The 24,106-nt window shown below is 71.6% G+C and carries 24 protein-coding genes; 11 read left to right on the top strand and 13 right to left on the bottom strand.

Annotated elements, in window-relative coordinates:
* Nucleotides 1–147: 147 nt before the first annotated feature.
* Nucleotides 148–318, bottom strand: coding sequence for a hydrophobic protein (locus ACWGIG_RS10240; protein WP_399437965.1), 171 nt, complete (start codon nucleotides 316–318; stop codon nucleotides 148–150).
* A 182-nt stretch (nucleotides 319–500) separates the two neighbouring features.
* Here ACWGIG_RS10240 and ACWGIG_RS10235 point away from each other — a divergent pair, with 182 nt between their 5' ends.
* Together ACWGIG_RS10235 and ACWGIG_RS10230 are read left to right on the top strand one after the other, a co-directional pair.
* On the top strand, nucleotides 501–1,214 hold the full coding sequence (locus tag ACWGIG_RS10235) for a SanA/YdcF family protein (protein WP_453321093.1): 714 nt from the start codon (nucleotides 501–503) through the stop codon (nucleotides 1,212–1,214).
* Between the two features lie 66 nt (nucleotides 1,215–1,280).
* A complete protein-coding gene (locus ACWGIG_RS10230) occupies nucleotides 1,281–2,093 on the top strand; it encodes a glucose 1-dehydrogenase (protein ID WP_453321092.1) in 813 nt (270 codons plus the stop codon).
* Nucleotides 2,094–2,206: 113 nt separating this feature from the next.
* Here ACWGIG_RS10230 and ACWGIG_RS10225 read toward each other — a convergent pair whose 3' ends face one another.
* Complete coding sequence (locus ACWGIG_RS10225) at nucleotides 2,207–2,536, bottom strand: I78 family peptidase inhibitor (RefSeq protein WP_453321091.1); 330 nt, start codon at nucleotides 2,534–2,536, stop codon at nucleotides 2,207–2,209.
* Between the two features lie 235 nt (nucleotides 2,537–2,771).
* On the opposite strand from ACWGIG_RS10225, the gene ACWGIG_RS10220 reads away from it, so the two are divergent.
* The gene (locus tag ACWGIG_RS10220; protein ID WP_453321090.1) at nucleotides 2,772–3,650 is read left to right on the top strand and encodes a hypothetical protein; all 879 of its coding nucleotides are present in this window, start codon (nucleotides 2,772–2,774) and stop codon (nucleotides 3,648–3,650) included.
* Entirely contained in the window at nucleotides 3,647–4,939 is a 1,293-nt protein-coding gene (locus ACWGIG_RS10215; RefSeq protein WP_453321089.1) for an ATP-binding protein, read from the top strand. The genes ACWGIG_RS10220 and ACWGIG_RS10215 overlap by 4 nt, the downstream gene beginning before the upstream one ends.
* Nucleotides 4,940–4,986: 47 nt before the next feature.
* Here ACWGIG_RS10215 and ACWGIG_RS10210 read toward each other — a convergent pair whose 3' ends face one another.
* The 3 genes from ACWGIG_RS10210 to ACWGIG_RS10200 are packed head-to-tail and all read right to left on the bottom strand — an operon-like array spanning nucleotide 4,987 to nucleotide 9,259.
* Entirely contained in the window at nucleotides 4,987–6,867 is a 1,881-nt protein-coding gene (locus ACWGIG_RS10210; protein ID WP_453321088.1) for an ABC transporter ATP-binding protein, read from the bottom strand.
* Nucleotides 6,864–8,603 carry an ABC transporter ATP-binding protein gene (locus ACWGIG_RS10205; protein WP_453321087.1) on the bottom strand — a complete coding sequence of 580 codons (1,740 nt, stop codon included), beginning with the start codon at nucleotides 8,601–8,603 and terminating at the stop codon, nucleotides 6,864–6,866. Before ACWGIG_RS10205 ends, ACWGIG_RS10210 begins: the two co-directional genes overlap by 4 nt.
* Before the next feature lie 23 nt (nucleotides 8,604–8,626).
* Nucleotides 8,627–9,259: an NADPH-dependent FMN reductase gene (locus ACWGIG_RS10200; protein ID WP_453321086.1), complete on the bottom strand. Its 633-nt coding sequence runs from the start codon at nucleotides 9,257–9,259 to the stop codon at nucleotides 8,627–8,629.
* Nucleotides 9,260–9,548: 289 nt separating this feature from the next.
* Here ACWGIG_RS10200 and ACWGIG_RS10195 point away from each other — a divergent pair, with 289 nt between their 5' ends.
* Together ACWGIG_RS10195 and ACWGIG_RS10190 are read left to right on the top strand one after the other, a co-directional pair.
* Entirely contained in the window at nucleotides 9,549–10,337 is a 789-nt protein-coding gene (locus ACWGIG_RS10195; RefSeq protein ID WP_453321085.1) for a hypothetical protein, read from the top strand.
* Between the two features lie 151 nt (nucleotides 10,338–10,488).
* Nucleotides 10,489–11,193 (top strand): class F sortase, encoded by a 705-nt coding sequence (locus ACWGIG_RS10190; protein ID WP_453321084.1) that lies wholly within the window; start codon nucleotides 10,489–10,491, stop codon nucleotides 11,191–11,193.
* 132 nt (nucleotides 11,194–11,325) lie between these two features.
* Here ACWGIG_RS10190 and ACWGIG_RS10185 read toward each other — a convergent pair whose 3' ends face one another.
* The gene (locus tag ACWGIG_RS10185) at nucleotides 11,326–12,108 is read right to left on the bottom strand and encodes a sulfite exporter TauE/SafE family protein (protein ID WP_453321083.1); all 783 of its coding nucleotides are present in this window, start codon (nucleotides 12,106–12,108) and stop codon (nucleotides 11,326–11,328) included.
* A 662-nt stretch (nucleotides 12,109–12,770) separates the two neighbouring features.
* Between ACWGIG_RS10185 and ACWGIG_RS10180 the strand changes: the two genes are divergently transcribed.
* Nucleotides 12,771–13,094 (top strand): putative quinol monooxygenase, encoded by a 324-nt coding sequence (locus ACWGIG_RS10180; protein WP_453321082.1) that lies wholly within the window; start codon nucleotides 12,771–12,773, stop codon nucleotides 13,092–13,094.
* A gap of 35 nt (nucleotides 13,095–13,129) precedes the next feature.
* On the opposite strand, the gene ACWGIG_RS10175 is transcribed toward ACWGIG_RS10180, so the two are convergent.
* The 7 genes from ACWGIG_RS10175 to ACWGIG_RS10145 form a co-directional block, all read right to left on the bottom strand.
* Complete coding sequence (locus ACWGIG_RS10175; RefSeq protein WP_453321081.1) at nucleotides 13,130–13,804, bottom strand: response regulator transcription factor; 675 nt, start codon at nucleotides 13,802–13,804, stop codon at nucleotides 13,130–13,132.
* Between the two features lie 89 nt (nucleotides 13,805–13,893).
* Nucleotides 13,894–15,165, bottom strand: coding sequence for a sensor domain-containing protein (locus tag ACWGIG_RS10170; protein ID WP_453321080.1), 1,272 nt, complete (start codon nucleotides 15,163–15,165; stop codon nucleotides 13,894–13,896).
* A gap of 8 nt (nucleotides 15,166–15,173) precedes the next feature.
* The gene (locus tag ACWGIG_RS10165; RefSeq protein WP_453321079.1) at nucleotides 15,174–15,854 is read right to left on the bottom strand and encodes a hypothetical protein; all 681 of its coding nucleotides are present in this window, start codon (nucleotides 15,852–15,854) and stop codon (nucleotides 15,174–15,176) included.
* 148 nt (nucleotides 15,855–16,002) lie between these two features.
* Nucleotides 16,003–16,416, bottom strand: a complete 414-nt coding sequence (locus tag ACWGIG_RS10160; protein ID WP_453321078.1) for a VOC family protein — start codon at nucleotides 16,414–16,416, stop codon at nucleotides 16,003–16,005.
* Nucleotides 16,417–16,601: 185 nt separating this feature from the next.
* On the bottom strand, nucleotides 16,602–17,612 hold the full coding sequence (locus ACWGIG_RS10155; protein ID WP_453321077.1) for a hypothetical protein: 1,011 nt from the start codon (nucleotides 17,610–17,612) through the stop codon (nucleotides 16,602–16,604).
* 107 nt (nucleotides 17,613–17,719) lie between these two features.
* Nucleotides 17,720–19,069, bottom strand: a complete 1,350-nt coding sequence (locus ACWGIG_RS10150) for a WXG100-like domain-containing protein (RefSeq protein ID WP_453321076.1) — start codon at nucleotides 19,067–19,069, stop codon at nucleotides 17,720–17,722.
* A complete protein-coding gene (locus ACWGIG_RS10145; RefSeq protein ID WP_453321075.1) occupies nucleotides 19,066–19,470 on the bottom strand; it encodes a hypothetical protein in 405 nt (134 codons plus the stop codon). The genes ACWGIG_RS10150 and ACWGIG_RS10145 overlap by 4 nt, the downstream gene beginning before the upstream one ends.
* A 257-nt stretch (nucleotides 19,471–19,727) precedes the next feature.
* Between ACWGIG_RS10145 and ACWGIG_RS10140 the strand changes: the two genes are divergently transcribed.
* The 4 genes from ACWGIG_RS10140 to ACWGIG_RS10125 all read left to right on the top strand — a co-directional run bounded on the left by ACWGIG_RS10140 (nucleotide 19,728) and on the right by ACWGIG_RS10125 (nucleotide 24,048).
* On the top strand, nucleotides 19,728–21,002 hold the full coding sequence (locus tag ACWGIG_RS10140; RefSeq protein ID WP_453321074.1) for an ABC transporter substrate-binding protein: 1,275 nt from the start codon (nucleotides 19,728–19,730) through the stop codon (nucleotides 21,000–21,002).
* Between the two features lie 32 nt (nucleotides 21,003–21,034).
* Nucleotides 21,035–21,949 carry a carbohydrate ABC transporter permease gene (locus ACWGIG_RS10135; protein WP_453321073.1) on the top strand — a complete coding sequence of 305 codons (915 nt, stop codon included), beginning with the start codon at nucleotides 21,035–21,037 and terminating at the stop codon, nucleotides 21,947–21,949.
* A gap of 6 nt (nucleotides 21,950–21,955) precedes the next feature.
* Nucleotides 21,956–22,792: a carbohydrate ABC transporter permease gene (locus ACWGIG_RS10130; protein ID WP_453321072.1), complete on the top strand. Its 837-nt coding sequence runs from the start codon at nucleotides 21,956–21,958 to the stop codon at nucleotides 22,790–22,792.
* Between the two features lie 95 nt (nucleotides 22,793–22,887).
* Nucleotides 22,888–24,048 (top strand): alkaline phosphatase PhoX, encoded by a 1,161-nt coding sequence (locus tag ACWGIG_RS10125; RefSeq protein ID WP_453321071.1) that lies wholly within the window; start codon nucleotides 22,888–22,890, stop codon nucleotides 24,046–24,048.
* The last annotated feature ends 58 nt before the right edge of the window (nucleotides 24,049–24,106 follow it).

Raw genomic sequence — 24,106 nt, 5'->3', positions numbered from 1 at the left:
TTCCTACACGGGGTTTCTCACCGGGTTTCCCGGGCGGTTCCACTTCGGCCGGAATTCGCCGCACCCCGGCGAACGGGTGGCCCGGAAGGAAATCTTCCGGGCCACCCGCATGCACCGCCGCCCTACGGCTCCAGCGTCACACCCCGCCTACCAGCGGTACCAGCGGCCCCGGCGGCCACCACTGCCTCCGGAACGGGCAACGAATCCGAGAAGCCAGAGAACCAGCACCGCGATGGCGATCCACCACAGAATCTTGACTGCGAATCCCGCACCGAAAAGGATCAGGATCAGCAGGAGTACGAGTAGCAGGGGAACCATAGTTATCAACCTCCAGGCAGTCGTGTGCCCCGGCAATTCCCTGCCATGCACACCGCATTCCAGAGAATTCCGCCCTCCGGCCCGGCGGCCGTCCGCCGCACGGCCCCGGGAACTTTCCGTGGCGCCCGAGCGTCCGACGGACGAGGGACGAGGATCCGACGGGCACCACCAGGGGGAATGTCATGCGGTTCGGGCTACCGAGCGTCAAGTGGCCCCGGCGGCCGGAGATTCGGCTGCCGAGGAGTCGGCGGGCGAAGCGGCGGCTGGTGCAGGCCGTCATGGCCGGGTGCGTGCTCGCACTGCTGCCGTCGACGTGGACGTACGCGGCCACCGGCGGGCGGGTCGGGGACACCGGGGAGGCGCCGGACCGGGACGTGGCGATCGTCTTCGGGGCCGGGCTGTGGAAGGGCGAGCCCACGCCGTATCTGGCGCGCAGGCTGGACGCGGCGGCCGAGCTGTACCGGGCGGGCAGGGTCAGGGTCGTGCTCGTCACCGGGGACAACGGACGCGAGGAGTACGACGAACCGGACGCCATGCGGAGCTATCTGGTGCGGCACGGGGTGCCGGACCAGCACGTCGTGAGCGACTACGCCGGGTTCGACACCTGGGACTCGTGCGTACGCGCCAAGAAGATCTTCGGCGTCGACCGGGCCGTGCTGATCAGCCAGGCCTTCCACATACGGCGGGCCGTCGCGCTGTGCGACGCGGCGGGGGTCGAGGGCTTCGGCGTCGGGGTCGACGACGTGCACGACGCGACCTGGTACTACGGCGGCGCCCGCGAGGTGTTCGCCGCGGGGAAGGCCGCGCTGGACGCCGCCTTCCGGCCCGATCCGCACTTTCTCGGTGAGCGGGAGAAGGGAGTGACCGAGGCGTTGGCAGGAGGGCCTGCCCGCTGACACACTGGCCGCCGACCGGATGAGGTATGCCTGTTCGGCATATGACTAAAAGGCGGGTGGGCTCAAGTGGCCGGTGCGGGCGGGGCGTTGGCGCTGGACGGGAAGGTCGTACTCGTCACCGGGGGCGCCCGGGGGCTGGGCGCCGCCACGGCGCGTGCCGTCGTGGACGGGGGCGGGCGGGTCGTCGTCACCGACGCCCTGGCGGCGGAAGGGGCGGCGCTGGCCGAGGAGTTGGGTGAGGGCGCGGCCCGCTTCGTGGCGCACGACGTGACGAGCGAGAGCAGCTGGCAGGCCGCCGTCGCCTTCGCGCTCCGGGAGTTCGGGCGGGTGGACGGACTGGTCAACAACGCCGGGATATCGAGCGGCGAGCTGTTGGAGGACGCCGATGTGCAGCGGTTCCGGAGGATCGTCGAGGTGAACCTCGTGGGGGTGTTCATCGGGATGAAGACCCTGGTGCCGGTGTTGCGCGAGGGCGGCGGCGGTTCGATCGTCAACATCTCGTCGGCCGCCGGGCTCACCGGCATGGTGCGGACCGCCGGTTACGGGGCGTCCAAGTGGGGCGTGCGCGGGCTGTCGAAGACCGGGGCCGCGGAGCTGGGCGGGTCCCGGATCCGGGTCAACTCCGTGCACCCGGGGATGACGTACACCGACATGACCGCGCACGTGGGCATCGAGGTCGGCGAGGGCAGGTTCCCCGGCGCTCCCCTGGGGCGGGTGGGGGTGCCCCAGGAGATCGCCGCCGCCGTGGCCTTCCTGCTGTCCGACGCCGCCGCGTACGTGACGGGGGCCGAGCTCGCGGTGGACGGCGGCTGGACCGCCGGACTGGCGCCCGGCCGCAAGGACGACCGACAGCGGCCGAGGACGGCCGGAGGCGGCTGACCGGGAGTCAGCCGGACGCGGCCGACCGGGAGTCGGGCGGTCAGGCGGTCGGCCGGTCAGGCGGTCAGGCAGTCGGCCCGGTCAGGCGGTCGGCCGGTCAGCCGGTCGGCCGGTCAGCCGAAGTTGATACGGGTGATCGTGTTCCGGTCGTCCACATGGAGGTTCAGGCGGTCCGGGGCGTAGTCCTGGGTGATCATGGCGCCCGGCGGGATGATCCGGTACGGCTTCGGAATGTCCCGCTCGTGGACGAGCCGGTCGGCGGGCACGTCGGAGGGGTCGGGCGAGCCGTTCCGTACGAGGGTTCTGCCGACCCACTGGTCGTAGTCGGGTGCGACGGCCACCGCCGGCTGGGACTCGGCCGCGTGGGACTCACCGGTGGGAGCGAAGAACGTCGCCGCCAGGGCCGCCGCCGTGAACAGGGTCTTGAGGTGGGAGCTGTGCATGGACCGCACATTGCTACTGGCCACGCCCAACTTCCAAACCCGCACCACCCGTTCGGGTGTATCGCGTGTCCGCCCCGCCCTGGCGGATCCGCCTCCACGGGCTCACGGCCCCGCAGCGAAAACCACGCGTCGCGCCGGACCCTACGCATGGTTGTTACAAAATGTCCGGGTTGCCGTGATGCTCGGTACATAGGCTCGGGGAGCCCCCTGTGTCCGTACCAGCAGAACGAGCAGCATGCGCAGAACGAGCGGACCGCTCCCCGCCGCCCCGGCCCCCGCCCGGCCCCCGGCCCGGGTCACCGCGGTGGCCCTCACCGCGCTCGCCTGCGGCGTTCTGCTGACCGGGTGCGGTGCACCCGCCGGTCTCGGCAAGGGGGAGCCCGCCCCGTCCGCCAGTTCCCAGCCGCAGCCCGAAACCCTGTGGCCCGCCTGGACCCCCGCCTCGCCCTCGCTGTCGGACGCGGTCACCGACCCCGAGCTCCAGCCGGCCCCCGACCCGCTGCCCGGCCCGCTCGCCGTCCCCGCGGGCGGGCTCGCCGCCATGGACCAGCTGGACGTCCTGCGCGCCGATCCCCGCATGGGGCGGCTGACCCGGCGCGGGACCGTCGACAAGCCCGGCACCCCCGGGATCCGGCCCGCCGTGCTGCACGACCTGACCGGCGACCGGAAGCCCGAGCTGATCTCCGCGGTGGATCTGGAGAGCGGGCGGGTGGTGCTGGCGGTGTACACGGTGCGCGGGGGGAAGGTCGTGCCGATTCTCTACACCAGTGGGGTGCGCCCGGTCGTCGAGGCGATCGGCGTCGATCTCGTCGTACGCGGCTCCGCGACCGACGGCGGCGAGCAGGCGATCCGCTACCGCTGGGACGGCAACCGGATGATCACCGTCAGCGAGGTGCGCAGCTTCCGTACGGAGAAGGCGGAGAACACGGAGACCACGGAGGACACGGTGCAGGAGCAGGGCACGGGCGGGGTCCAGGATCCGGCAGGCCAGGATCCGGACCAGGACGAGGACTCCGGCGCCCCCGGGAGGGGCGTCCCGCAGTCCGTTTCCCCGTCCGCTCCCCCGTCCGCACCGGCGTCCGCGCCGCCTTCCGCACCGGCAGGAGCCCCGTGATCCGCCGTGCCGTCCGCCGGGTGCGCGGGTTCGTCGCCGGGCTCAGCCTGCGCTGGAAGATCGCCGCGCTGCCCGCCGTCGGCGCCGCCCTCGTGGCGCTGGCCATCGGGATGGTGATCCACCACGCGCGCAGCGCGCAGGTCGCCGAGACCGCCCGCGGGTCCGCGATCGCCGAGCTGTACCGCGTACGGCAGCTGTACGAGCTGACCGGGCACGTCGATGCCGCCGACACCGGCTCCGCCCTGGACTCCCCCGAGCTGCCGGCCGCCCTGGCCGCCGACGCCCGCGCCGGGAGCCGCAACACCTACCTCGATCTGTCCGGGCCCGCCCCTGCCGTGTGGGCGGCCCGCCCGATCGGCGACCAGGTGCTGTCGGTCAGGCTGCCGCTGGGCGCCCAGCGCGCCGAGATCCGCGAACTGGACCGGAGCCTGGTGGTGTGGGGCGCGGTCGTCGTCGCGCTGACCGCGCTCGGCGGGGCGGGGCTGGCTTCCCGGCTGAGCCGTTCGCTGCGCAGCGCCGCTTCGACGGCCCGCCGGATCAGCGACGGCGACCTGGACGCCCGTATCGCGGGCGGCGACCGCGACCCCGGGGCCACCAGGGACGAGGTGGCCCAGCTGGCCGCCGCCGTGAACTCGATGGCCGCCTCCCTCCAGCGCCGCATCGAGGCCGAGCAGCGGTTCACCGCCGATGTGGCGCACGAGCTGCGCACCCCGCTGACCGGGCTGCAGACCGCCGCCGAACTGCTGCCGCCGTCCCGGCCGACCGAGCTCGTGAGGGACCGGGTGGCCGTGCTGCGCACCCTCACCGAGGACCTCCTGGAGGTGGCCCGGCTGGACTCCCGTACGGAGGAGCCCGATCTCGCCGCCCATCCGCTGGGGAAGCTGGTGGCGGGCCTCATGGGGCGGCTGGACTGCACGTTCACCGGGCCCGCTCCGGACGGGGACACGTGGGTGCGGACCGATGTGGGCCGGCTGGAGCGCATCGTCACCAACCTGGTCGTCAACGCCCGTCGGCACGGCGCCGATCCGGTGGAGGTACGGGTCGAGGGCCCGCGCGTCGTGGTCCGCGACCACGGTCCCGGTTTCCCGCGGGCGCTGCTGGTGGACGGGGTGCAGCGGTTCCGCACGGGGACCGCCGAGCGCGGGCAGGGCGCCGGGCTCGGTCTGACGATCGCCTGCGGCCAGGCGCGGGCGATCGGCGCGGAGGTGGAGCTGTCCAACGACCCGGACGACGGGGGCGCGGTGGTGGTCGTGACACTGCCGGAGGCGGAGCGCACGGCGGAGGGGTAGACCGGCTGCCGCCTGCCCACCCCTTCTCGTACCGTACGGAAGAACCCTCAGGCCGCCGCCGCGAACTGCGACGCGTACAGCCGGGCGTACGCCCCTCCCGCGGCGAGGAGTTCGTCGTGCGAGCCCTGCTCGACGATGCGGCCCGCCTCCATCACCAGGATCACGTCCGCGTCGCGGATCGTGGACAGCCGGTGTGCGATGACGAACGAGGTCCGGCCGTGGCGAAGGGAGTTCATGGCCCGCTGGATGAGGACCTCGGTGCGGGTGTCGACGGAGCTGGTGGCCTCGTCGAGCACCAGGATCGAGGGTTCGGTGAGGAAGGCGCGGGCAATGGTGATGAGCTGCTTCTCACCCGCGCTGAGGTTGCCCGCCTCCTCGTCGACGACCGTGTCGTAGCCGTCGGGGAGGGTGCGGATGAAGCGGTCCGCGTAGGTGGCCATGGCGGCTTCGACGACGCGTTCCCTGGAGACCTCGCCCTCCACCCCGTACGCGATGTTGTCGGCGATGGTGCCGCCGAAGAGCCAGGTGTCCTGGAGGACCATGCCGGTCGAGGCGCGCAGTTCCTCGCGGGGCAGGGACGCGATGTCGGTGCCGTCGAGGGTGATGCGACCGCCGGTGACCTCGTAGAACCGCATGAGGAGATTGACCAGGGTGGTCTTGCCCGCGCCGGTCGGGCCGACGATGGCGACGGTCTGGCCGGGGTCGACGGCGAGGGTGAGGTCCTCGATGAGGGGCTTGTCGGGGGTGTAGCGGAAGGCGACGTTCTCGAAGGTGACACGGCCGGTGACGCGGGTGCTCCGGCCGCTGTGGGCGGGCTCGGGCGACTCCTCCTCGGCGTCGAGGAGGTCGAAGACGCGCTCGGCGGACGCGACGCCCGACTGGAGGAGGTTGGCCATGGCGGCGATCTGGGTGAGGGGGCCCTGGAACTCGTACGAGTACTGGACGAACGCCTGGATGTCGCCGATGGAGAGGGTGCCCGAGGCGACGCGCAGACCGCCGACGACGGCGATGAGGACGTAGTTGAGGTTGCCGACGAAGGCCATCGCGGGCTGGATGAAGCCGGAGATGAACTGGGCCCGGAAACTCGCCGCGTACAGCTCGTCGTTGTGCTTCTCGAAGGTGGCGACCGCCTCGCGGCCCCGGCCGAAGACCTTCACCAGGGCGTGCCCGGTGTACATCTCCTCGATGTGCCCGTTGAGGCGCCCGGTGACCGCCCACTGCTTCACGAACTGCGGCTGGGCGCGCCTGCCGATGAGGTACGCCCCGTAGACCGAGAGCGGCACGGTGGCGAGGGTGACCAGGGCCATCAGCGGCGAGATCCAGAACATCATCACGAGGACGCCGACCAGGGTGAGCAGGGAGCGCACCATCTGGCTGGAGGCCTGCTGGAGGGTCTGGACGATGTTGTCGATGTCGTTGGTGGTGCGGGAGAGGACCTCGCCGCGCGGCTGGCGGTCGAAGTAGGAGAGGGGGAGGCGGGCGAGCTTGGTCTCGGCGCGCTCGCGGAGCCGGAAGCCGAGGCGCTGCACGACGACCATGGCGATCCGCACCTGCACCCAGGTGAACGCGGCGCCGCCCGCGGTCAGGACGAGGGCGAGGAGCAGGACGCGGGCGACGGCCTCGAAGTCGATGCCCGTCGGGGACTTCGCACCCGTCACCACCAGGTCGGTGGCCGCGCCGAGGATCATCGGGCTGAGGACGGCGAGCGCGACGGCGAGCACTCCGGCGGTGAGGACGGCGGCCATGAGGTGCTGCTCGGGGGCGAGCATCCGCAGCAGGCGCAGGCCGGAGCGGCGGAAGTCGAGGGAGCGCTCCAGGGGCGGGGTGCCGGCGGCGCCGGGGCCGCGCTGCGGGGGCGGGCCCTTGCGCTCCGGCACGGTCTTGGCCTGCGGGTCTTCCCCCTCCTTGGACACTGTCGCGGTGCTCATGCGGCTTCCTCCTCGGTCAGCTGGGAGAGGACGATCTCCCGGTAGGTCTGGTTGTCCCGCATGAGTGATTCGTGGGTGCCGGTGCCGACGACCCGGCCCTCGTCGAGGACGACGATGGTGTCCGCGCCGCGGATGGTGGAGACGCGCTGGGCGACGATGACGACGGTGGCGTCGGCGGTCTCCTCGGCGAGGGCCGCGCGCAGGGCCGCGTCGGTGGCGTAGTCGAGGGCGGAGAAGGAGTCGTCGAAGAGGTAGATGCCGGGGCGGGTCACCAGCGCCCTCGCGATGGCGAGGCGTTGGCGCTGCCCGCCGGAGAGGTTCGTACCGCCCTGGGCCACGGGTGCGGCGAGTCCTTCGTCGAGTGCGTCGACGAAGTCGCGGGCCTGGGCGACCTCCAGTGCGTGCCACAGGTCGGCGTCGGTGGCGTCCGGGTTTCCGTACCGCAGGTTGGAGGCGACCGTCCCGGAGAAGAGGTAAGGCTTCTGCGGTACGAGCCCGACCGTGCGGGACAGCAGCGACTCCTCGATGTCGCGCACGTCGGTGCCTCCGATCAGGACCTGTCCCCCGGTGGCGTCGAAGAGGCGCGGGATCAGGTTCAGGAGGGTGGTCTTGCCGCTGCCGGTGGAGCCGATGACGGCGGTCGTACGGCCGGGGCGGGCGGTCAGCGACACGCCGCGCAGCACCGGCTCCTCGGCGCCCGGGTAGCTGAAGTCGGCCTCCCTGACGGCGAGTTGACCGCGTCCGAAGAGTTCGACGACGGGGGCGGTGGGCGCCGCGACGCTCGGTTCGGTGTCCAGGACCTCGCGGATGCGCTCGGCGCTGACCTCGGCGCGCGGCAGCTGCATCATCAGGAACGCGGTCATCATCACGGCCATCAGGATCTGCATCAGATAGCCGAGGAACGCGATCAGCGAGCCGACCTGCAGCGCCCCCGAGTCGATGCGGTGACCGCCCACCCAGATGATCGCGATGGTGGCGAGCTCCCACACCAGCAGGATGGTCGGCATCATCAGCGCCATCAGCCGGCCGGTGTGCAGCGAGACCTTCATCAGCTCGGCGTTGGCCGCCGCGTACCGCTCCTGCTCGTGCTTGTCGCGGACGAAGGCGCGGACGACGCGGATGCCGGTGATCTGTTCGCGCATCATCCGGTTGACGCGGTCGATGCGCTCCTGCATGGAGCGGAAGAGGGGCGGCATCCGCCGCACGATGAGGCCGAAGGACCCGCCGAGCAGCGGGACGAAGACCAGCATGAGCAGCGCGAGCGGCACGTCCTGGCTGAGCGCCATCACGATGCCGCCGACGCACATCAGCGGCGCGGCGACCAGCATGGTCAGCGCCGTCACGGTCAGCGTCTGCACCTGCTGGACGTCGTTGGTGGTGCGGGTGATCAGGGACGACGCCCCGAACTGGCCCACTTCCCGCACGGAGAAGTCCTGCACCCGGGAGAAGACGGCTCCCCGCAGGTCCCGCCCGATCCCCATCGCGATCCTGGCCCCGAACCAGACGGCGGCGCCGGAGGCGAGGACCTGGAGGAGGGTGACGGCGAGCATGACGCCGCCCGAGGACAGGACGTAGCCGGTGTCACCGGTGAGTACGCCCCGGTTGATGATGTCGGCGTTGAGGGTGGGCAGGTAGAGGGTCGCGGCGATCTGGGCGAGCTGGAGGGCCACGACGAGGGCGAGGGTGCGGCGGTAAGGACGCATCCGGCTGCGGAGCAGTCCGAGGATCTCTTTCATGGTGGGTACCGGTCCTCATGCTGCTATGCGGGGAAGGGGCGGGCCGACTTGGCGTCACGCAGCGCGTGCGCCCACCAAGTGAGGCTGTCGAGCAGGGACTTGGCGGCGGCGTCGGGCTCCGCGGGGCTGGTGTGCTGCCCGTCCTCGTCGAACTGGCCCCACGGCCCGTGGAAGGAGACGGTGTCGCGGATGGTGACGGCGTGCAGCTCGGCGAAGACCTGCCGCAGGTGCTCGACGGCGCGCAGGCCGCCGGAGAGGCCGCCGTACGAGACGAAGCCGACCGGCTTGGCGTGCCATTCGGCGTTGTGCCAGTCGATGAGGCTCTTGAGACCGGCGGGGTAGGAGTGGTTGTACTCGGGGGTGATGACGACGAACGCGTCGGCGGCCTCCAGCCGCTCCGCCACCCTGGCGCGCTCGGCCTGCACGGCGTCGGACGGCTGGAAGGAGAGCGCGGTCGGCAGGTCCACGGCGGCCACGTCGACGACGTCGACGTCCAGGGCGCCGAAGTCCTCGGCACGGGACAGGAACCAGTCGGAGATGACGGGGGCGTAGCGGCCCTCGCGGTTGCTGCCGATGATGACGGCCACTCGAATCGGCTTGTCCGTAGGGGAGTTGGCGGGGGCGGAGGCGTCGAATGCGGTGCTGTTGATGTCCATGCCGAGAAGGTTCATATGTCAAGTCCACTTGAGGTCAAGCGTGGCCGGGAAGCTCTTCGAAGATCTTTTCGGACCGGGCGGACGGGCGGTGCGTCACCCGTTCGGTCCGGCGGCTGAAATGAGACCCCGCCACCCCCGTTGACCTGCCCGAACGTGCTGGCGTACGGGTGAAGGGGCGGCCCTCGCCGGCCCGTCGGGCCGCCTCTCGGGAGGCGGGTGGCGCGCCGCGCCGCTTATCTCGGAAGCAGAGCCCTTACGAGTACGGAAGAGACGACGCCCGGAGGCCCCCATGCGCAGCAGTACCGCCCGGCCCCGTCGGAGCAGGCTGACCGGTGTCGCGTTCGCCGCCGCCGCGCTCACGCTGAGCCTGGGCGGGACCGCGTCCGCCGCACAGGACCCGCCGGTCGTCCCGGAGGACCCGCCCGCCGCCGGGGAGGCCGCGTCGCTCACGGCCGAGGAGTCGTCGCCCGCCGCCGAGGACCTGCCGTTCGCCGCCGAGGACTCTTCGCTCGCCGGGGAGAACCCGTCGTTCGCCGCCGAAGAGTCTTCGCTCGCCGGGGAGTCGTCTCTTGCCGGGGACGCCTCGCTCGCGGGGGACTCCTCGCTCGCCGGGGAAGACCCGTCGCACGCCGGGAAGCTCGAATTCAACCCGGCGACCGTGCCGCCCGGCACCGTCGTCACCGTGAACACCACCGCGTGCGGGCCCGGCGGGCAGGGCACCGGCCACGCAACCTCCCTCGGCGTCGCCGACTTCACCATGGAGACGAGCACCCACAAGGAGGTGCTGGTCGGACAGTTCACGGTTCCGGCGCACACCGCCAAGGGCGAGTACGCGGTCAGCGTGTCCTGCGCGGACGGTCAGAAGTCGGCGGCGGGCGACCTGTGGGTGACCGCGGGATCCCACGCCAGCCCGAGCCCCGTCGGCCCGACCAGTCCCACCGGGCACGTACGTACGGGAGTCGGCGGCGGCACCTCCGCCCCCGGCACCCCCCAGATCGCGGCGGGAGTGGCCGTGCTGGCCGCGTCCGCCGTGGGCGGCACCTGGCTGCTGCGCCGCCGGGCGAGCGGCGAGCGCTAGCAGTTCATGCGGCCACCGTCCCGTGTCCCCGCCCTTCACCATGAGTCCCGGGCGGGGACGCGGGCCGTTCCCACGAGCCGGAGTTCGGAGTAGCGCTGTGCCCAGGATTCCCCGGACCTCACGAGCGCCACGGACGCCACGGACGCCGCGCATGTCCCGGACGCCCTCCGTGCCCTCCGTGCCCTCCGTGCCGTCCTTCGCCGTGGCCGCCGACTCCGCCCGGTTCCGCACCCATTGCGCGCTGGTCGTGCTCGGCGCCCTCGTCGGGCTGTGGCTGGTCCAGGGCGGCTCGGCGGACGTCGGGGAGCCGCCGCAGCCCACGTCCGCCGAGGCGTTCGCCCCCGGTCGCGCGGACCGGACGGGCGAGCGGACCGGCGGGCAGGCCGCTCCCGCGCCCCTCCCCCCGTCCGAGCCCGTGCGGCTGCGCATCCCGCAGATCCGGGTGGACACGCCGATGATGCAGCTCGGCCTGGACGCCGCGGGCGGTCTGGAAGTACCGCCACAGGGCAATCCCAACATCGCCGGCTGGTACCGGGACGGCACCCGGCCCGGCGCTCCCGGAACCGCCGTCGTCGCAGGTCACGTCGATACCGCGGACGGCCCTGCGGTCTTCTACCGCCTGGGCGCCCTGCGCAAGGGCCACACGATCGAGGTGCTGCGCAAGGACGGCCGTACCGCCGTCTTCTCGATCGACGCGATCGAGGTGTACGACAAGGAGGACTTCCCCGAGCAGAAGGTCTACGGCCGGGCGGCGCGACCCGAGCTCCGGGTGATCACCTGCGGCGGCGGCTTCGTCGAGGGCAAGGGCTACCGGGGGAACGTGGTCGCGTACGCGCACCTGGCCCACGTGAAGTGAGGCGGCCGGGTGCGGCGGCCGGACGAGACGGCCGGACGAGACGGCCGGTTGAGACGGCCGGTTGAGGCAGCCGGACACCCGCCGCAAGAGCCGCTCCACCCGGGATGCTCCACCCGGGATGCTTCACCCGGGCTACTTCACCCACTGGTCGTACGCCAGCTTCGCCACCATCGCGAACACCACCACCAGCAGCACCACCCGCACGAACCCGCTGCCCTTCTTGAGCGCGGTACGGGCCCCGATCATGCCGCCCGCCAGGTTGAACACCGCCATCAGCGCGGCGAGCTGCCAGAGCACGTACCCCTGGTAGGCGAACATCGCGAGCGCGCCCGCGTTCGTGCACACGTTGACGATCTTCGAGGTGGCGGAGGCGGTCACCATGTCGAAGTGCAGGATCGCGGAGAGCGCGAGCACGAGGAAGGTGCCGGTGCCGGGCCCGAACAGGCCGTCGTAGAAGCCGATGCCGACGCCCGCGAGGGCTGTGGCGGCGATGATCCGCCGCCGCGTGGCGGGGCCCATGCCCGGGGCCGTGCCGAAGTCGGGGCGGAAGATGACGAAGGTGCCGACGCCGACGAGCACCACCATGATCATGGGCCGCATGACCTCGTTGCTGATCCCGGCGGCGAAGAAGGCGCCCGCCGTGGACCCGGCCAGGGCCGCGAGGCCGATCCGTACGGCGATCTTCACGTCGATCGGGGCCTTGCGCACGTACGTCACCGCGGCGCCGGCGGTGCCGACGATCGCGACCGCCTTGTTGGTGCCGAGCGCGAAGGTGCTCGCCATGGTGCCCGGGAGCCCCACCACCAGGGCGGGCAGGAGCAGCAGTCCGCCACCTCCCACCACGGCGTCGACCCACCCGGCCACGGCTGCGGCGAGGCAGAGGATCAGGACCGTGGTGATCGATATGTCGGGCATGCACGCGACAGTACGGAGCGAAAGCCCCCTGAGCCACTTACTTCGGGGAAAGTTGAGCCAGATCTGAGGTAACCGTGCCGGTCGGCCGGTCCGGGGCGGGCGGAGCGGCAGGCTCCAGAGCGGCGGCCAGAAAGTTCGCGACGAGCGCGCTCACGCCGAACAGGCCAGTGCGACCTGCCTGCGGGCCCGGTCGATGACGGGGGCGGTACGGACAGGAACGGGTCTGCGACGGCGTGCCACGAGGAGGCTTCCCTGAACTGGTACGGAAGGGACCGCAAGGGGCGCGGGGCCATGTCATTTTGCGGCTCCGCCACGCGGGCGCGCTCGGCCACAACAGACCCGCAGCCGAACACACCATGCTCCCCACCGGCGGATCGCTCACCGGCGGAAGTTCTCCGCGCGGATGCGTCGAGCCGGAGGGACGGCACGGCCTGCACGCCCCACATCAGGCAGACGGCCCCGACTCCGGCGACGATGCCGGTGCGGACGGTGCGGGGGTGCGGTGGCCTCGATCGTCACGTCTGCCGAGCTAGGCGCAGCGCGCCCTCGAAAGCCCTGGTCGGAGCGGGTGGAGACGATCCCTGATGCGGGCTTGAGGGAGCCCTGAAGGAGGATTGAGGGCGCCCTCGGAGCGACCCCGGAGGCGACCCTAGAATGGGGCAATGATCTTTATTGTCGTGAAGTTCCCCGTTAAGCCCGAGTACGCCGATTCCTGGATGCAGCACGTGGAGGCGTTCACCACCGCCACGCGCGCAGAGCCGGGCAACCTGTGGTTCGACTGGTCGCGCAGTGTCGCCGACGCCAACGAGTACGTGCTGGTGGAGGCCTTCCAGGACGACGCGGCCGAGGCGCACGTCACCTCGGACCACTTCCGCGCCGCCCTGGAGACCATGCGCCCGCTGCTGCGCCACACCCCGGAGATCGTCAGCACGACGATCGAGGGTGCGACGGGCTGGAGCGAGATGGGCGAGCTGAAGATCGGCTGACTCCGTCCCGCCGGGGTGGGGCCGCACGAGCGGCCCTACTCCTGCCCCTCCTCCAGATACCTGAGCACGGCCAGCACCCGCCGGTGCCCGCCCTCCTCCATCGAAAGACCCAGCTTGGCGAAGATGTTCGCCACGTGCTTCTCGACGGCACGCTCCGACACCACGAACCGGCCCGCGATCCCCTGGTTCGTCAGCCCCTGCGCCATCAGCCCGAGCACTTCCCGCTCGCGCGGCGTCAGCCCGTCCAGCACCGACCCGCGCCGGCTCGCCCCGAACAGCTGGGACACCACCTCCGGGTCGAGCGCCGTCCCGCCGGCCGCGACCCGCCCCAGCGCGTCGACGAACTCCCCGATGTCGACGACGCGTTCCTTCAGCAGGTAGCCGACGCCCGCGCCGCCCCCGCCGCCCAGCAGCTGCGCCGCGTACTTGGTCTCCACGTACTGCGAGAAGATCAGCACCCCGGTCCCGGGGTGTGCCCGGCGGATCTCGACGGCCGCCCGCAGCCCCTCGTCCGTCTGCGTCGGCGGCATCCGCACGTCGACCACGGCGGCGTCCGGCCGGTGCTCGGCCACCGCGGCGAGCAGCGCCTCGCCGTCCCCGACGGCCGCGACCACCTCCACCCCCCGCATTCCCAGGAGCTGCGCGAGCCCGTCCCGCAGCAGTACGGAGTCCTCGGCGATGACGACCCGCAGGGTCGATGGCGACGGCATGTCCTGGGAACTTCCTCTGGCGGCAGGCGGAGCGGCGACACGGCAGTACGGCAGAGCAGACCGGCAGTGCAGTACGGCAGTACGGCGCTCTAGCGGAACGGCAGTACGACGCGGACCACCGTAGGCCCACCGGCCGGGCTGTCGCACTCCAGTGTCCCGTCCACCGCCCTGATCCGTCCGAGCAGCCCGGTCAGCCCGCTCCCGGCCCCGACGACCGCTCCCCCGCCCCCGTCGTCCCGTACGACCAGGCTCAACACCCCTCCCCCGCCCACCACTTCGACCTCCACCGCGCTCGCCCCGCTGTGCTTGGCCGCGTTGGCGAGCAGCTCGGCCGTGCAGAAGTAGGCGATGGCCTCGATCGCCGGGGACGGCCGCTCGCCGACCCCCACCCGTACCGCGACCCGCATCGGACTGTCCGCCGCCAGGGTCGCCAGCGCGACGTCCAGCCCCTGGTCCAGTACGGGCGGATGGATGCCCTTGACCAGGCTCCGCAGGTCGGCGACGGCCTGTTGGGCATTGCCCTGCGCGGTCTCGACGACGGTCAGGACCTGCTCGCGCTCCGCCCCTCCCGCCACCAGCTCGCGGATCATGGTGAGGTGCATGCCGAGCCCGACGAGCCGGGCCTGCGTGCCGTCGTGGAGGTCGCGTTCGATGCGCCGCAGGGTCGCCGCCGCGTCCTCGACGGCCTGCGCACGGGTCTCCTCCAGCGTGCGGATCCGCAGATCGGCCGCCCCCGGCCCGAGGAGCGCGCGCAGGGTCTTCTCGTACGGGAGGAGGGCCAGCCGTACGAGCCGGGGTGCGACGGCGAGCAGCAGCGCGCCGACCGCCACGACGGCGAGCCACCTCGGCCAGGTGTCCATCTGGACGTCGAGGAATTCCAGGGAGACGCGGTACTCGGCCCCGTCGGGTCCGCGCTCCGTCCGGTAGTTGATGTGCCGGAGCAGCGGATGCAGCAGGAAGAGCAGCCCGTACACGTACCCGACGAACACGGCCACCAGCCCCGGCGCCGCGAGCACGGGGGCGGCGACGGCCCATGCCACCGCCCGCCACGCGGCCCGGTCGGTGAGCACTGCCCGCCGCCAGCCCAGGAGCCCGGCCGCCGCGGGCCGCAGCGGAGGTTCGACCTCCACCCCCAGCAGCCGCCGGGCGAGGGAGGTCTGCACCGTCCCGGTCCGGACCGCGCCCCGTAGGGTCGCCGCGATCAGCCACGGCCCGAACGCGGTGACCGACAGCAGCCCTCCGACGAACAGCCCGACGAGCACGAGCAGCGCCACCACCAGGGCGAGCGGGAAGGCGAGAAGCGCATGGAGGAGGGCTCGGAGAAGGGCCGCGGCATGACGGCCTCTGAGGCGACGACGCATGGGATCTACTAAAGCCCCATCTGGCGGATGATCGGCACGGACAGCAGCCCGCAGACCGCCATGACCGCCACCGCGAGCCCGGCCGCCGACGCCAGCCCGCTCCGGTCCCGCCCCAGGAACCCCTTTGCCAGCCGCACCTGCAGCGCGCCGAACCCCTTGGCGATCCACGGCGCGAGGGGCAGGAACGTCACCGCGGCGACCCCTCCGTGGAACGCCCACGCCCCGGCCATGGTGGGCCCGCCCCACGAGAGCGTCGGGTCGTTGCCGGGCCGCAGCGGATATCCCAGGTTGATCGCCACGATGAACCAGAAGTAGAGGACGACGACCAGGGCGACCAGATTGAGCGGCGCGCTGACCACCGCGTGCACGGCCCCCAGCACCCCGGACCGCTCCCGCCCCTCGATCTCCACGCCCAGCAGCCGCCGCGCCAGCCCGAGCTGGATCTTCGCGGCCGGTCCCCCGACGAGCGCCACCGGAATGCAGACCAGTCCGACCGGCAGCGCGAGCAGCAGATACGCGACCCGCCGCCAGGTCTCCCCCCGGAAGGGCTCCCGCAGGATCACCCGCCAGGACGGGAAGCGGCGGGAGCGGCCCTGCCCGGCGGGGACGGCACCGCTCTGCCCGGCCGCGGGAGACGACTGACCGAATGCCTGCTGTTGCTGCGGCTGCCGCCGCGCTGCGATGTCCATGCCTCAAGACTCGCGAACGGAGGCCCTCCGATCGATCGTGCCTGCACGGCACTCGGGGGTGGGGCAAACCGAACCACGGTCACCGGATCCGGCGCCTGCGGAGCACCCCCTGCCGCTCGGCCCCCGGTCCACCCGGCCCCCGCCCCGCTCAGCCCTCGACGGCCGCCGGGTCCATCCAGATGATCTCCCAGTTGTGCCCGTCCAGGTCCTGGAAGGAGCGGCCGTACATGAAGCCGTGGTCCTGCGTCTCGCCGGACGGGGAGGCGCCCGCCGCCAGGGCCGCGTCGCACAGCTCGTCGACCTTGGCGCGGCTCTCGGCGCTGAGGCCGATGAGTGCTTCGGTGGTGGTGGCGGAGTCCGCGATCTCCTTCTTCGTGAACTCCTTGAAGCGCGGCTCCGTCAGCAGCATCACGACGATGGACTCGCTGATCGGCATCGAGGCCGTCCTGTCGTCACTGAACCGGGCGTTGAAGGAGTAGCCCAGCTTGGCGAAGAAGTTCTTCGAGGCCTCCAGGTCCTTGACCGGAAGGTTCAGGAAGATCATCTGCTGGTACGTCGCCATGGTCGGTGTCCCTGTCTCTCTCGTCCGGCGCGGCCCGTCTGCCGCCGCCTTTCACAGATGTAGACCGGGGGCGTCCCGGAAAATCATCGCCCGCGCGGAAGAAAAATGGCACAGGATTCGAACGCCGCCACTGGGCCGTCCGCACGGTGCGCACCGCCCGCACCGTGTGGACCGTGCGGTCGGTGTCAGGAGCTCTGTGCGCTCCGGTTGAAGACCGTCAGGTGGCCGTACGAGGCCGGGGCCGCCGGGTCGGACCCCGCCGGACGGCCGCCGGTCTCCGCGCCGACCGCGACGCTGTCCGGGAACGGCGCCGCCGGCCAGGTTCCGTCCCGGTAGAGCCCGTCCCAGTCGCCGCGCGCGCTGCGGCCCGTACGGTCGAGGACGAAGCCCCGGCAGGCGTCGCGGAACGCGTCCAGCACCTGGACCAGTGCGGCGACCACCTGCTCCCGCTCCGGTTCGACGAGGTCCGCGAGGTCCCCGAGGTCGAAGACGGCCGCGACCGTCGCCGCATCGAGCCGGCGCACCCGCAGCGCGACCGTGGTGTCCCCCTCGAACCGCAGGTAGAGGGTGACCTCGCCGTCGCCCGGATCCGCCAGCGCGGCGGCCGGGTCCCGGCCGTCGGCGACCGGCACCTCGGCCGCGGCCCCCTTCTCCGTACGCATGAGGTACACCGTGTCCGTCAGACGGTGGCGGTGCTGCAGACCGGCCGCCGCGAGCCGGGAGAGCAGGCGGGCGGCGCCCTCCGGGGCGAGCGCGGTGAGGTACCAGGCGAAGAAGCCGCCCTCCGGCCGCTCCCGCTGCTCCGGCCGCTCCTGCACGGGGCCGCCGAAGACCTCCCGGTAGATCTCCGCGCCGCGCCCGGGGGGCAGGACAGGCGGGGCGTACTGCGCTGCCCGTACGTCCGCGAGGAAGTCCGCGGGGAGTGCCAGGTGGTACCGCCGTACGTAATGGGCGAGCTCACCGGGCCAGAGCCACTTCCCGTCCGTGCTCAGCGAACCGGAGGGCACCCACTCGTCGCCGGACACGACGTCGCGGTCCGCGCCCATCGCGGTGAAGATCTCGGTGGCGGACTCCAGGTAGGCCACGATGCCCGCCTCGTCGTACAGCGCGTGCGTGCCCACGGCTTCGTGGATCGAGGGGGCCGCACTGGGGTCGTCGGGGGTGAACTCGCGGAAGAATCCGACGCGTTGGGTCATCGCTGCGAACCGTTCGTCACTTGTCGGTGCGGTGGGACTTGCCGGTGCGGTGGGACTTGCCGGCGCGGTGGGGCTTGTCGGCGCGGTGGGGGTCACCGGTCGGGCCGTCACTGGTCGGCCATCGGGAGGAAGGTGCGCCAGTATCCGTTGTTGCCGATCTGCGGCGTCTGGTTCAGCCCCAGTTCCGGCGACGTGCCCACCTTATTGGTCGGGGCCTGCACGGGAACTCCCAGGTCGTTGGCGACGCGCTGGGCCAGCGGAAGCTCGACCAGGTTCGGGGCGACGGTCCCCGAGTGGCAGGAGATGAGGCGCACGGGGCCGCCGTCGTACTGCGGGTTGCTGCGGATGGCGTCGGAGATGTGCGAGGGGTTGACCTCGAAGTCCATCAGCGTCTTGCCGTTGCTGTTCACCCGGCCGGGCAGGAAGACGCCTTCGGGCGTGCCGTGCACGATGACGTCGTGCTTCCCCGGCACCCGGGCGACCCGCTCCGTATTGGCGAGCGTCTTGGGGTCGTAGCCGATCGTCGTGGTCCGCTTGCCGAAGTAGACCGGGTCGCCGGAGATCAGCGCGTGGTCGCCGGGCACCCGCGGCGGTGCCGGGATCTTCGAGTCCTCGCTGCGGAGCAGGTTCCAGGTGCGCCGCCGGCCCATCTCGTCGAGGGACAGCGGAACCCCGCCCGGTCCGCCGCCGACCCCGGCGAGGTTCGGGTTCATCACGCCGAACGGGACGTCCTGGCCCGAGAACAGGTTCCGGTAGCCGCCGACGTCTCCCGCGGCCCGGGTCACGCCGCCCGCCGCGCCGAAGGCGCCGCCGAACGCACCGCCGTAGAGCGCGGACTTCTCGACGGAGTCCAGGCTCAGGCCGTCCTGGAGGCCGGTCGCCATCCGCAGCGGCTGGGCCACCGCGAGGTCGACCGTGATGCCCTCGATCGCACCGAACGCGATGCCGGTGAGCGTCGTCGCGGCGATGGTGGCCACCGTGGTCGAGACGGTGATGCCCAGACCGGCGGCGACCTCGATGATGGTGGCGGCAGCGGCGGCCGAGGCCGCCGTGGAGGCACCGAAGGTGAACACCGCGAGGCCCACCCCGGCCGCGATCACCGCGGCCCCGATGCCTATCTCGATCCACAGCTTCTCGATGGCGTCGTCGACGGCGTCCGCGAACTCGTCGAGGGCCTTGGCCATGGCACGGGCGGCCTTGGCGCTGTCGTCGAGCCAGCCCACGCCCTCGCTCTTGTGGTACCTGCCCCAGAACGTCCGGAAGGCGTCGATCGATTCGCCGGTGTTGTGCAGGATGACCGTGTTCGCGCTCGTGTTGACCGGCGGAATGACGTCGTCCACCGCGTCCGCGAAGGTCCGCCAGGCGGTCGCGGCCTTGCGCAGGGTGCCGGAGTTGGCGTCCGGCCACCACATGCCGGCCTTCATCAGAAGGTCCTTGGCGATGTCCTCGACGCTCACCGGGCGCCCTTGCCCTCGCCCTGGGCACCGCCCTTGCCGCCGTCGCCGGATCCGTCCCCGCCGTCCCCCGCGCCCGGCGTCTTGACCTTGGTGAACATGCCCTCGACGAGCTTCTCGTTGTCGATGTGCCCGTCCGCCATGTCGACCATCGCGGCGTTGATGCTCTTCAGCCCGAGGGCGAGGATGCCCACCCCGCGCTCGATCTCCGTACGCTTGGGCTTGTAGGCCTCACCGAACTTGTTGCCCTGCTCGTCGTCGCCCCACGGCGAACCGAGGCCGTCCAGGGTCCGTTTCAGCGTCGCCGCCGCTTCGGCGAGCGCCTGCCCCTGAAGGGCGAAGGCGGGGGCCGCCTTCTTCAGGTCTTCCGTGGAAATGTCCAGTATCTTGCCCGAGTCGCCCATGCGCGCTCCCCCTGTGACTGTGCTGCGGCAGCCCCCGACGGTACCGGAGCATCGGGGTCCGCTCCGGCCCGGGTTCCGGCACCGGCCGCACGGGGCGCCTCGGCCCGTCCTCGCACGTCACGGCCCGTCCCGGATGCTGACACACGGCAGCAACACGCCGTACGCGACCGGGTCGCATGGTTGATCGTCGGGGCATCCCGCAGCACGATGGCCCGGTCCGACGTGCAACTGGCGTGCAAGCTCAGGGGGAACACGACATGGCGATCAGCCGCAGGACCCTTCTCGGCACGGGAGCGGGTCTCTCGCTCGCGGGCGCACTCGCCGCCTGCGGATCCAACACCGGCCGGGGAGAGGGAAGTTCGAGCGGCGGCGGTACGGGACCCGAGCTCGCGCAGTGGTACCACCAGTACGGCGAACCCGGCACCGAGCAGGCGGTCCGCCGGTACGCCGCCGCGTACAAGAAGGCCAGGGTCACCGTGCAGTGGCGGCCGGGCAACTACGACCAGCAGACGGCCGCCGCCCTCCTCACCTCGGGCGGCCCCGACGTCTTCGAGGTCAACGGGCCCACCCTGGACCAGATCCGGGGCGGCCAGGTCGTCGACCTCACCGACCTCTTCGACGGGGTGAGGGACGACTTCAACCCGGCCGTCCTCGCCCCCAAGACGTACGAGGGGAAGATCTGGTCGGTCCCGCAGGTCGTCGACATGCAACTGCTCTTCTACCGCAAGAGCATGCTGAAGGCCGCCAACGTCCAGCCGCCCGCCACGCTCGACGAACTCCTCGACGCGGCCAAGAAACTGACGGACAAAAAGGTGAAGGGGCTGTTCCTCGGCAACGACGGCGGCGCGGGCTCCCTCGGCGGCACCCCGCTCCACGCCGCCGGACTCTCCCTCGTCACCGAGGACGGCAAGGTCGGCTTCGACGATCCGGCCGCCGCCCGCGCGCTCGGCAAGCTGCGCCAACTGTACGCCGACAAGTCGTTGCTGCTGGGCGCCCCCACGGACTGGTCCGACCCCTCCGCCTTCGTCCAGGGGCTCACCGCCATGCAGTGGTCGGGGCTGTGGGCGCTGCCCGCCGTCAAGAAGGCGCTCGGCGACGACTTCGGGGTGCTGCCGTTCCCGAAGGACGGCGCGAGCGGCAGGCCGTCGGTGCCGGTCGGTGCGTACGGCGCCGCCGTCAGCGCGCGCAGCAAGCAGCGGGCAGCCGCCAAGGACTTCATCAAGTGGCTGTGGATCGAACAGGCGGAATTCCAGACCGACTTCGCCCTCTCGTACGGCTTCCACATCCCGGCCCGCACCTCCCTCGCCAAGAAGGCGGACAAGCTGAAGGAGGGCGCGGCGGCGGACGCGGTGAGGTACGCGGGCGAGAACGCCTACTCCCAGCCGCTCCTGTGGACCCCCGCCTCCCAGACCGCCTACCAGGACGCCCTCAGCCGCATCATCAAGGACGGCGCGAACCCGGACACCGAGCTGAAGGCGGTCGTACGCAAGGCGAACGAGGAGCTTCAGCGCGTGAAGAAGAAGTCGTCGTGAACTCAGGCGCGAAGCCAGGCGTGAAGCCAGGCGTGACATCAGCGGTGCTGGGGACCCAGAACCGCACCCTCTGGTTCTGGGTCTTCGTCGGGCCCTTCGCCGTCGGGCTCGGCCTCTTCACCTACGTACCGCTGCTGTGGAGCCTCTACCTCAGCTTCTTCGACGCGCACAACACCGTCTCCCCCACGGACTTCGTCGGGTTCGACAACTACGCGGCGATGCTGCGCGACGACGCGTTCACCAGCAGCCTCGGCACGTTCGTGCTCTTCACCGCGTTCATCGTTCCGGCGACGTACGCGCTCTCCCTCGCACTCGCGCTGATGGTGAACCGGATCCGTTTCGCGCAGGCCTTCTTCCGGTCGGTCTTCTTCCTCCCGGCGGCCTGCTCCTACGTCGTCGCGGCCCTGATCTGGAAGATGTCGCTCTTCAACGGGGTGCGGTTCGGCCTCGCCAACACCGTCCTCGGCTGGTTCGGCGCGGACCAGACGGCCTGGCTGTCGACGACCTCGCCGCCCTGGTACTGGCTGGTCATCGTGACCGTACGGCTGTGGCTGCAGGCCGGCTTCTACATGATCCTGTTCCTGGCCGGGCTGCAGCGCATCTCGCCCGCCCTCTACGAGGCGGCGGCGGTCGACGGTGCACGCCCCGGCTGGCAGGTGTTCCGCAACATCACCTTCCCCCTGCTGCGCGCCACTTCGGTCGCGGTCGTCCTGCTCCTCGTCATCAACGCCTTCCAGGCCTTCGACGAGTTCTACAACCTGCTCTCCGACTCGCGCGGCTACCCGCCCTACGCCCGCCCCCCGCTCGTGTACCTCTACTACACGGCTCTCGGGCAGGGGCAGAACCTCGGGCTCGGCAGCGCGGGCGCCATCATCCTGGCACTGATCATCGCCGTCGTGACGATCTTCCAGGCACGCTTCTTCGGCCTCGGCCGGAAGGAGGACTGAGGCTCCATGGACGACGCCCTGGTACGGGTGGGCCGCGCGCTGCGCATCGCCCTGCTCGTCGCGCTCGCACTGCTCTTCCTCGTCCCCTTCTACCTGCTCGTACGCAACGGGCTGGCCACCGACGCCGAGATCACCTCCCCCGAGTGGACGTTCTTCCCGTCCACCCTCCGCTGGGGCAACGTCACCGAACTCTTCGGCGACACCGCGGTCCCCTTCGCCCACTCCCTCCTCAACTCGGCGCTGATCGCCGTCGCCACCACCCTCGGCACTCTGTTCACGGCCTCCCTCGCCGGGTACGGCCTGGCCCGCATCCCGTACAGGCACTCCAACAAGGTCTTCTACGCGATCCTGGGCACGCTGATGGTCCCGGCGGCGGTCACCTTCGTCCCGAGCTTCGTCCTCGTGTCCTCGCTGGGCTGGATCTCCACCTTGCGCGGCCTGATCATTCCGACGCTCTTCTCCGCCTTCGCGTGCTTCGTCTTCCGGCAGTACTTCCTGGGATTCCCGAGGGAGTTGGAGGACGCGGCGCATGTCGACGGGCTCGGACACTGGCGTACGTACTGGCGCATCGTCGTGCCGAATTCGACGCCGGTGTTCGCCGCGGTCGCCGCGATCGTCTTCATCGGGGCGTGGAACGCGTTCCTGTGGCCGCTGGTCATCGGCCAGGACCAGCGGTCGTGGACGGTCCAGGTGGCGCTCTCCACCCTCAACACCGCGCAGACGGTCAATCTGCACGAGCTGTTCGTGGCGGCGGCCGTTTCGATCCTCCCGCTCGTCCTCGTGTTCCTCTTCTTCCAGCGGTGGATCGTGGCGGGGGTCGAAAGGTCCGGGATCGACGACTGATTCCCCTTGAGTTCACGGCGAGTTGATGACACGTCAAGTCAGGGGCTCTACGTTCCACGGGCAGAGAACCCCACTCCTCGGACCCTGGAGCCCCCATGGAACGCCGTACCTTCCTGCGCACCGCCGTCATCGGCTCCTCCGCCGCCGCGTTCGGCGGCACCCTGTGGCGGGGTGCCGCCCTCGCCGACCCGGCGCAGCCGGGACCCGGCCCGTACGGCGCTCTCGGCGCGGCGGACGCGAACGGCATCCAGCTCCCCGCCGGATTCCGCAGCCGCGTGATCGCCCGCTCGGGCCAGAAGGTCACCGGCACCACGTACACCTGGCACAACGCCCCGGACGGCGGCGCCTGTTACGCCGACGGCACCGGCTGGATCTACGTCTCCAACTCCGAGATCAACCCCTCGGGCGGCGCGGGCGCGGTCCGCTTCTCCGCCACCGGGGCGATCACCGCCGCCTACCGCATCCTGTCCTCCACCCGGCAGAACTGCGCGGGCGGCAAGACTCCCTGGAACACCTGGCTGAGCTGCGAGGAGGTCGACCGCGGCTACGTCTACGAGACCGACCCGTGGGGCGTGAAGGCCGCCGTCCGCCGCGACGCCATGGGCCGCTTCAAGCACGAGGCGGCAGCCGCCGACCCCGACCGCAAGGTCATCTACCTCACCGAGGACGTCTCCGACGGCTGCTTCTACCGCTTCACCCCGTCCGTCTGGGGCAATCTCGCCGCGGGCAACCTGGAGGTCCTGAAGATGGGCTCCGGCACCAGCGGCCCCGTCACCTGGGCGAAGGTCCCCGACCCGTCCGGCGCGTCCAAGGCCACCCGCGACCAGGTGTCCGGCGCCAAGCGCTTCACCGGCGGCGAGGGCTGCTTCTACGCGGACAACGTCTGCTTCTTCACCACCAAGGGCGACAACCGGGTCTGGCGCTACGACGCCGCCGCGCAGACCCTCGACCTGGTCTACGACGACTCCCTGGTCACCGGCGGCTCGGCCCCGCTCACCGGCGTCGACAACGTCACCGGCACCTCGTCCGGCGACCTGTACGTGGCCGAGGACGGCGGCAACATGGAGATCTGCATGATCACCCCCGCCGACGTCGTCACCCCCTTCCTGCGCATCGGCGGCCAGTCGGGCTCGGAGATCACGGGCCCGGCCTTCTCCCCCGACGGCAGCCGCCTCTACTTCTCCAGCCAGCGCGGCACGAGCGGCAGCTCGTCGGGCGGCATCACCTACGAGGTAACAGGCCCCTTCCGCACCTGACCCGGGGAAACGCCCGTGGGGGGCGCGCCTGTGGGGGGCGCCCCTCCAGGGGCGCGGG

The sequence above is a fragment of the Streptomyces sp. NPDC054863 genome (assembly GCF_053610825.1).
Note: the sequence above shows the minus strand (reverse complement) of the source record. Positions and strands in the feature narration are given on the sequence as shown.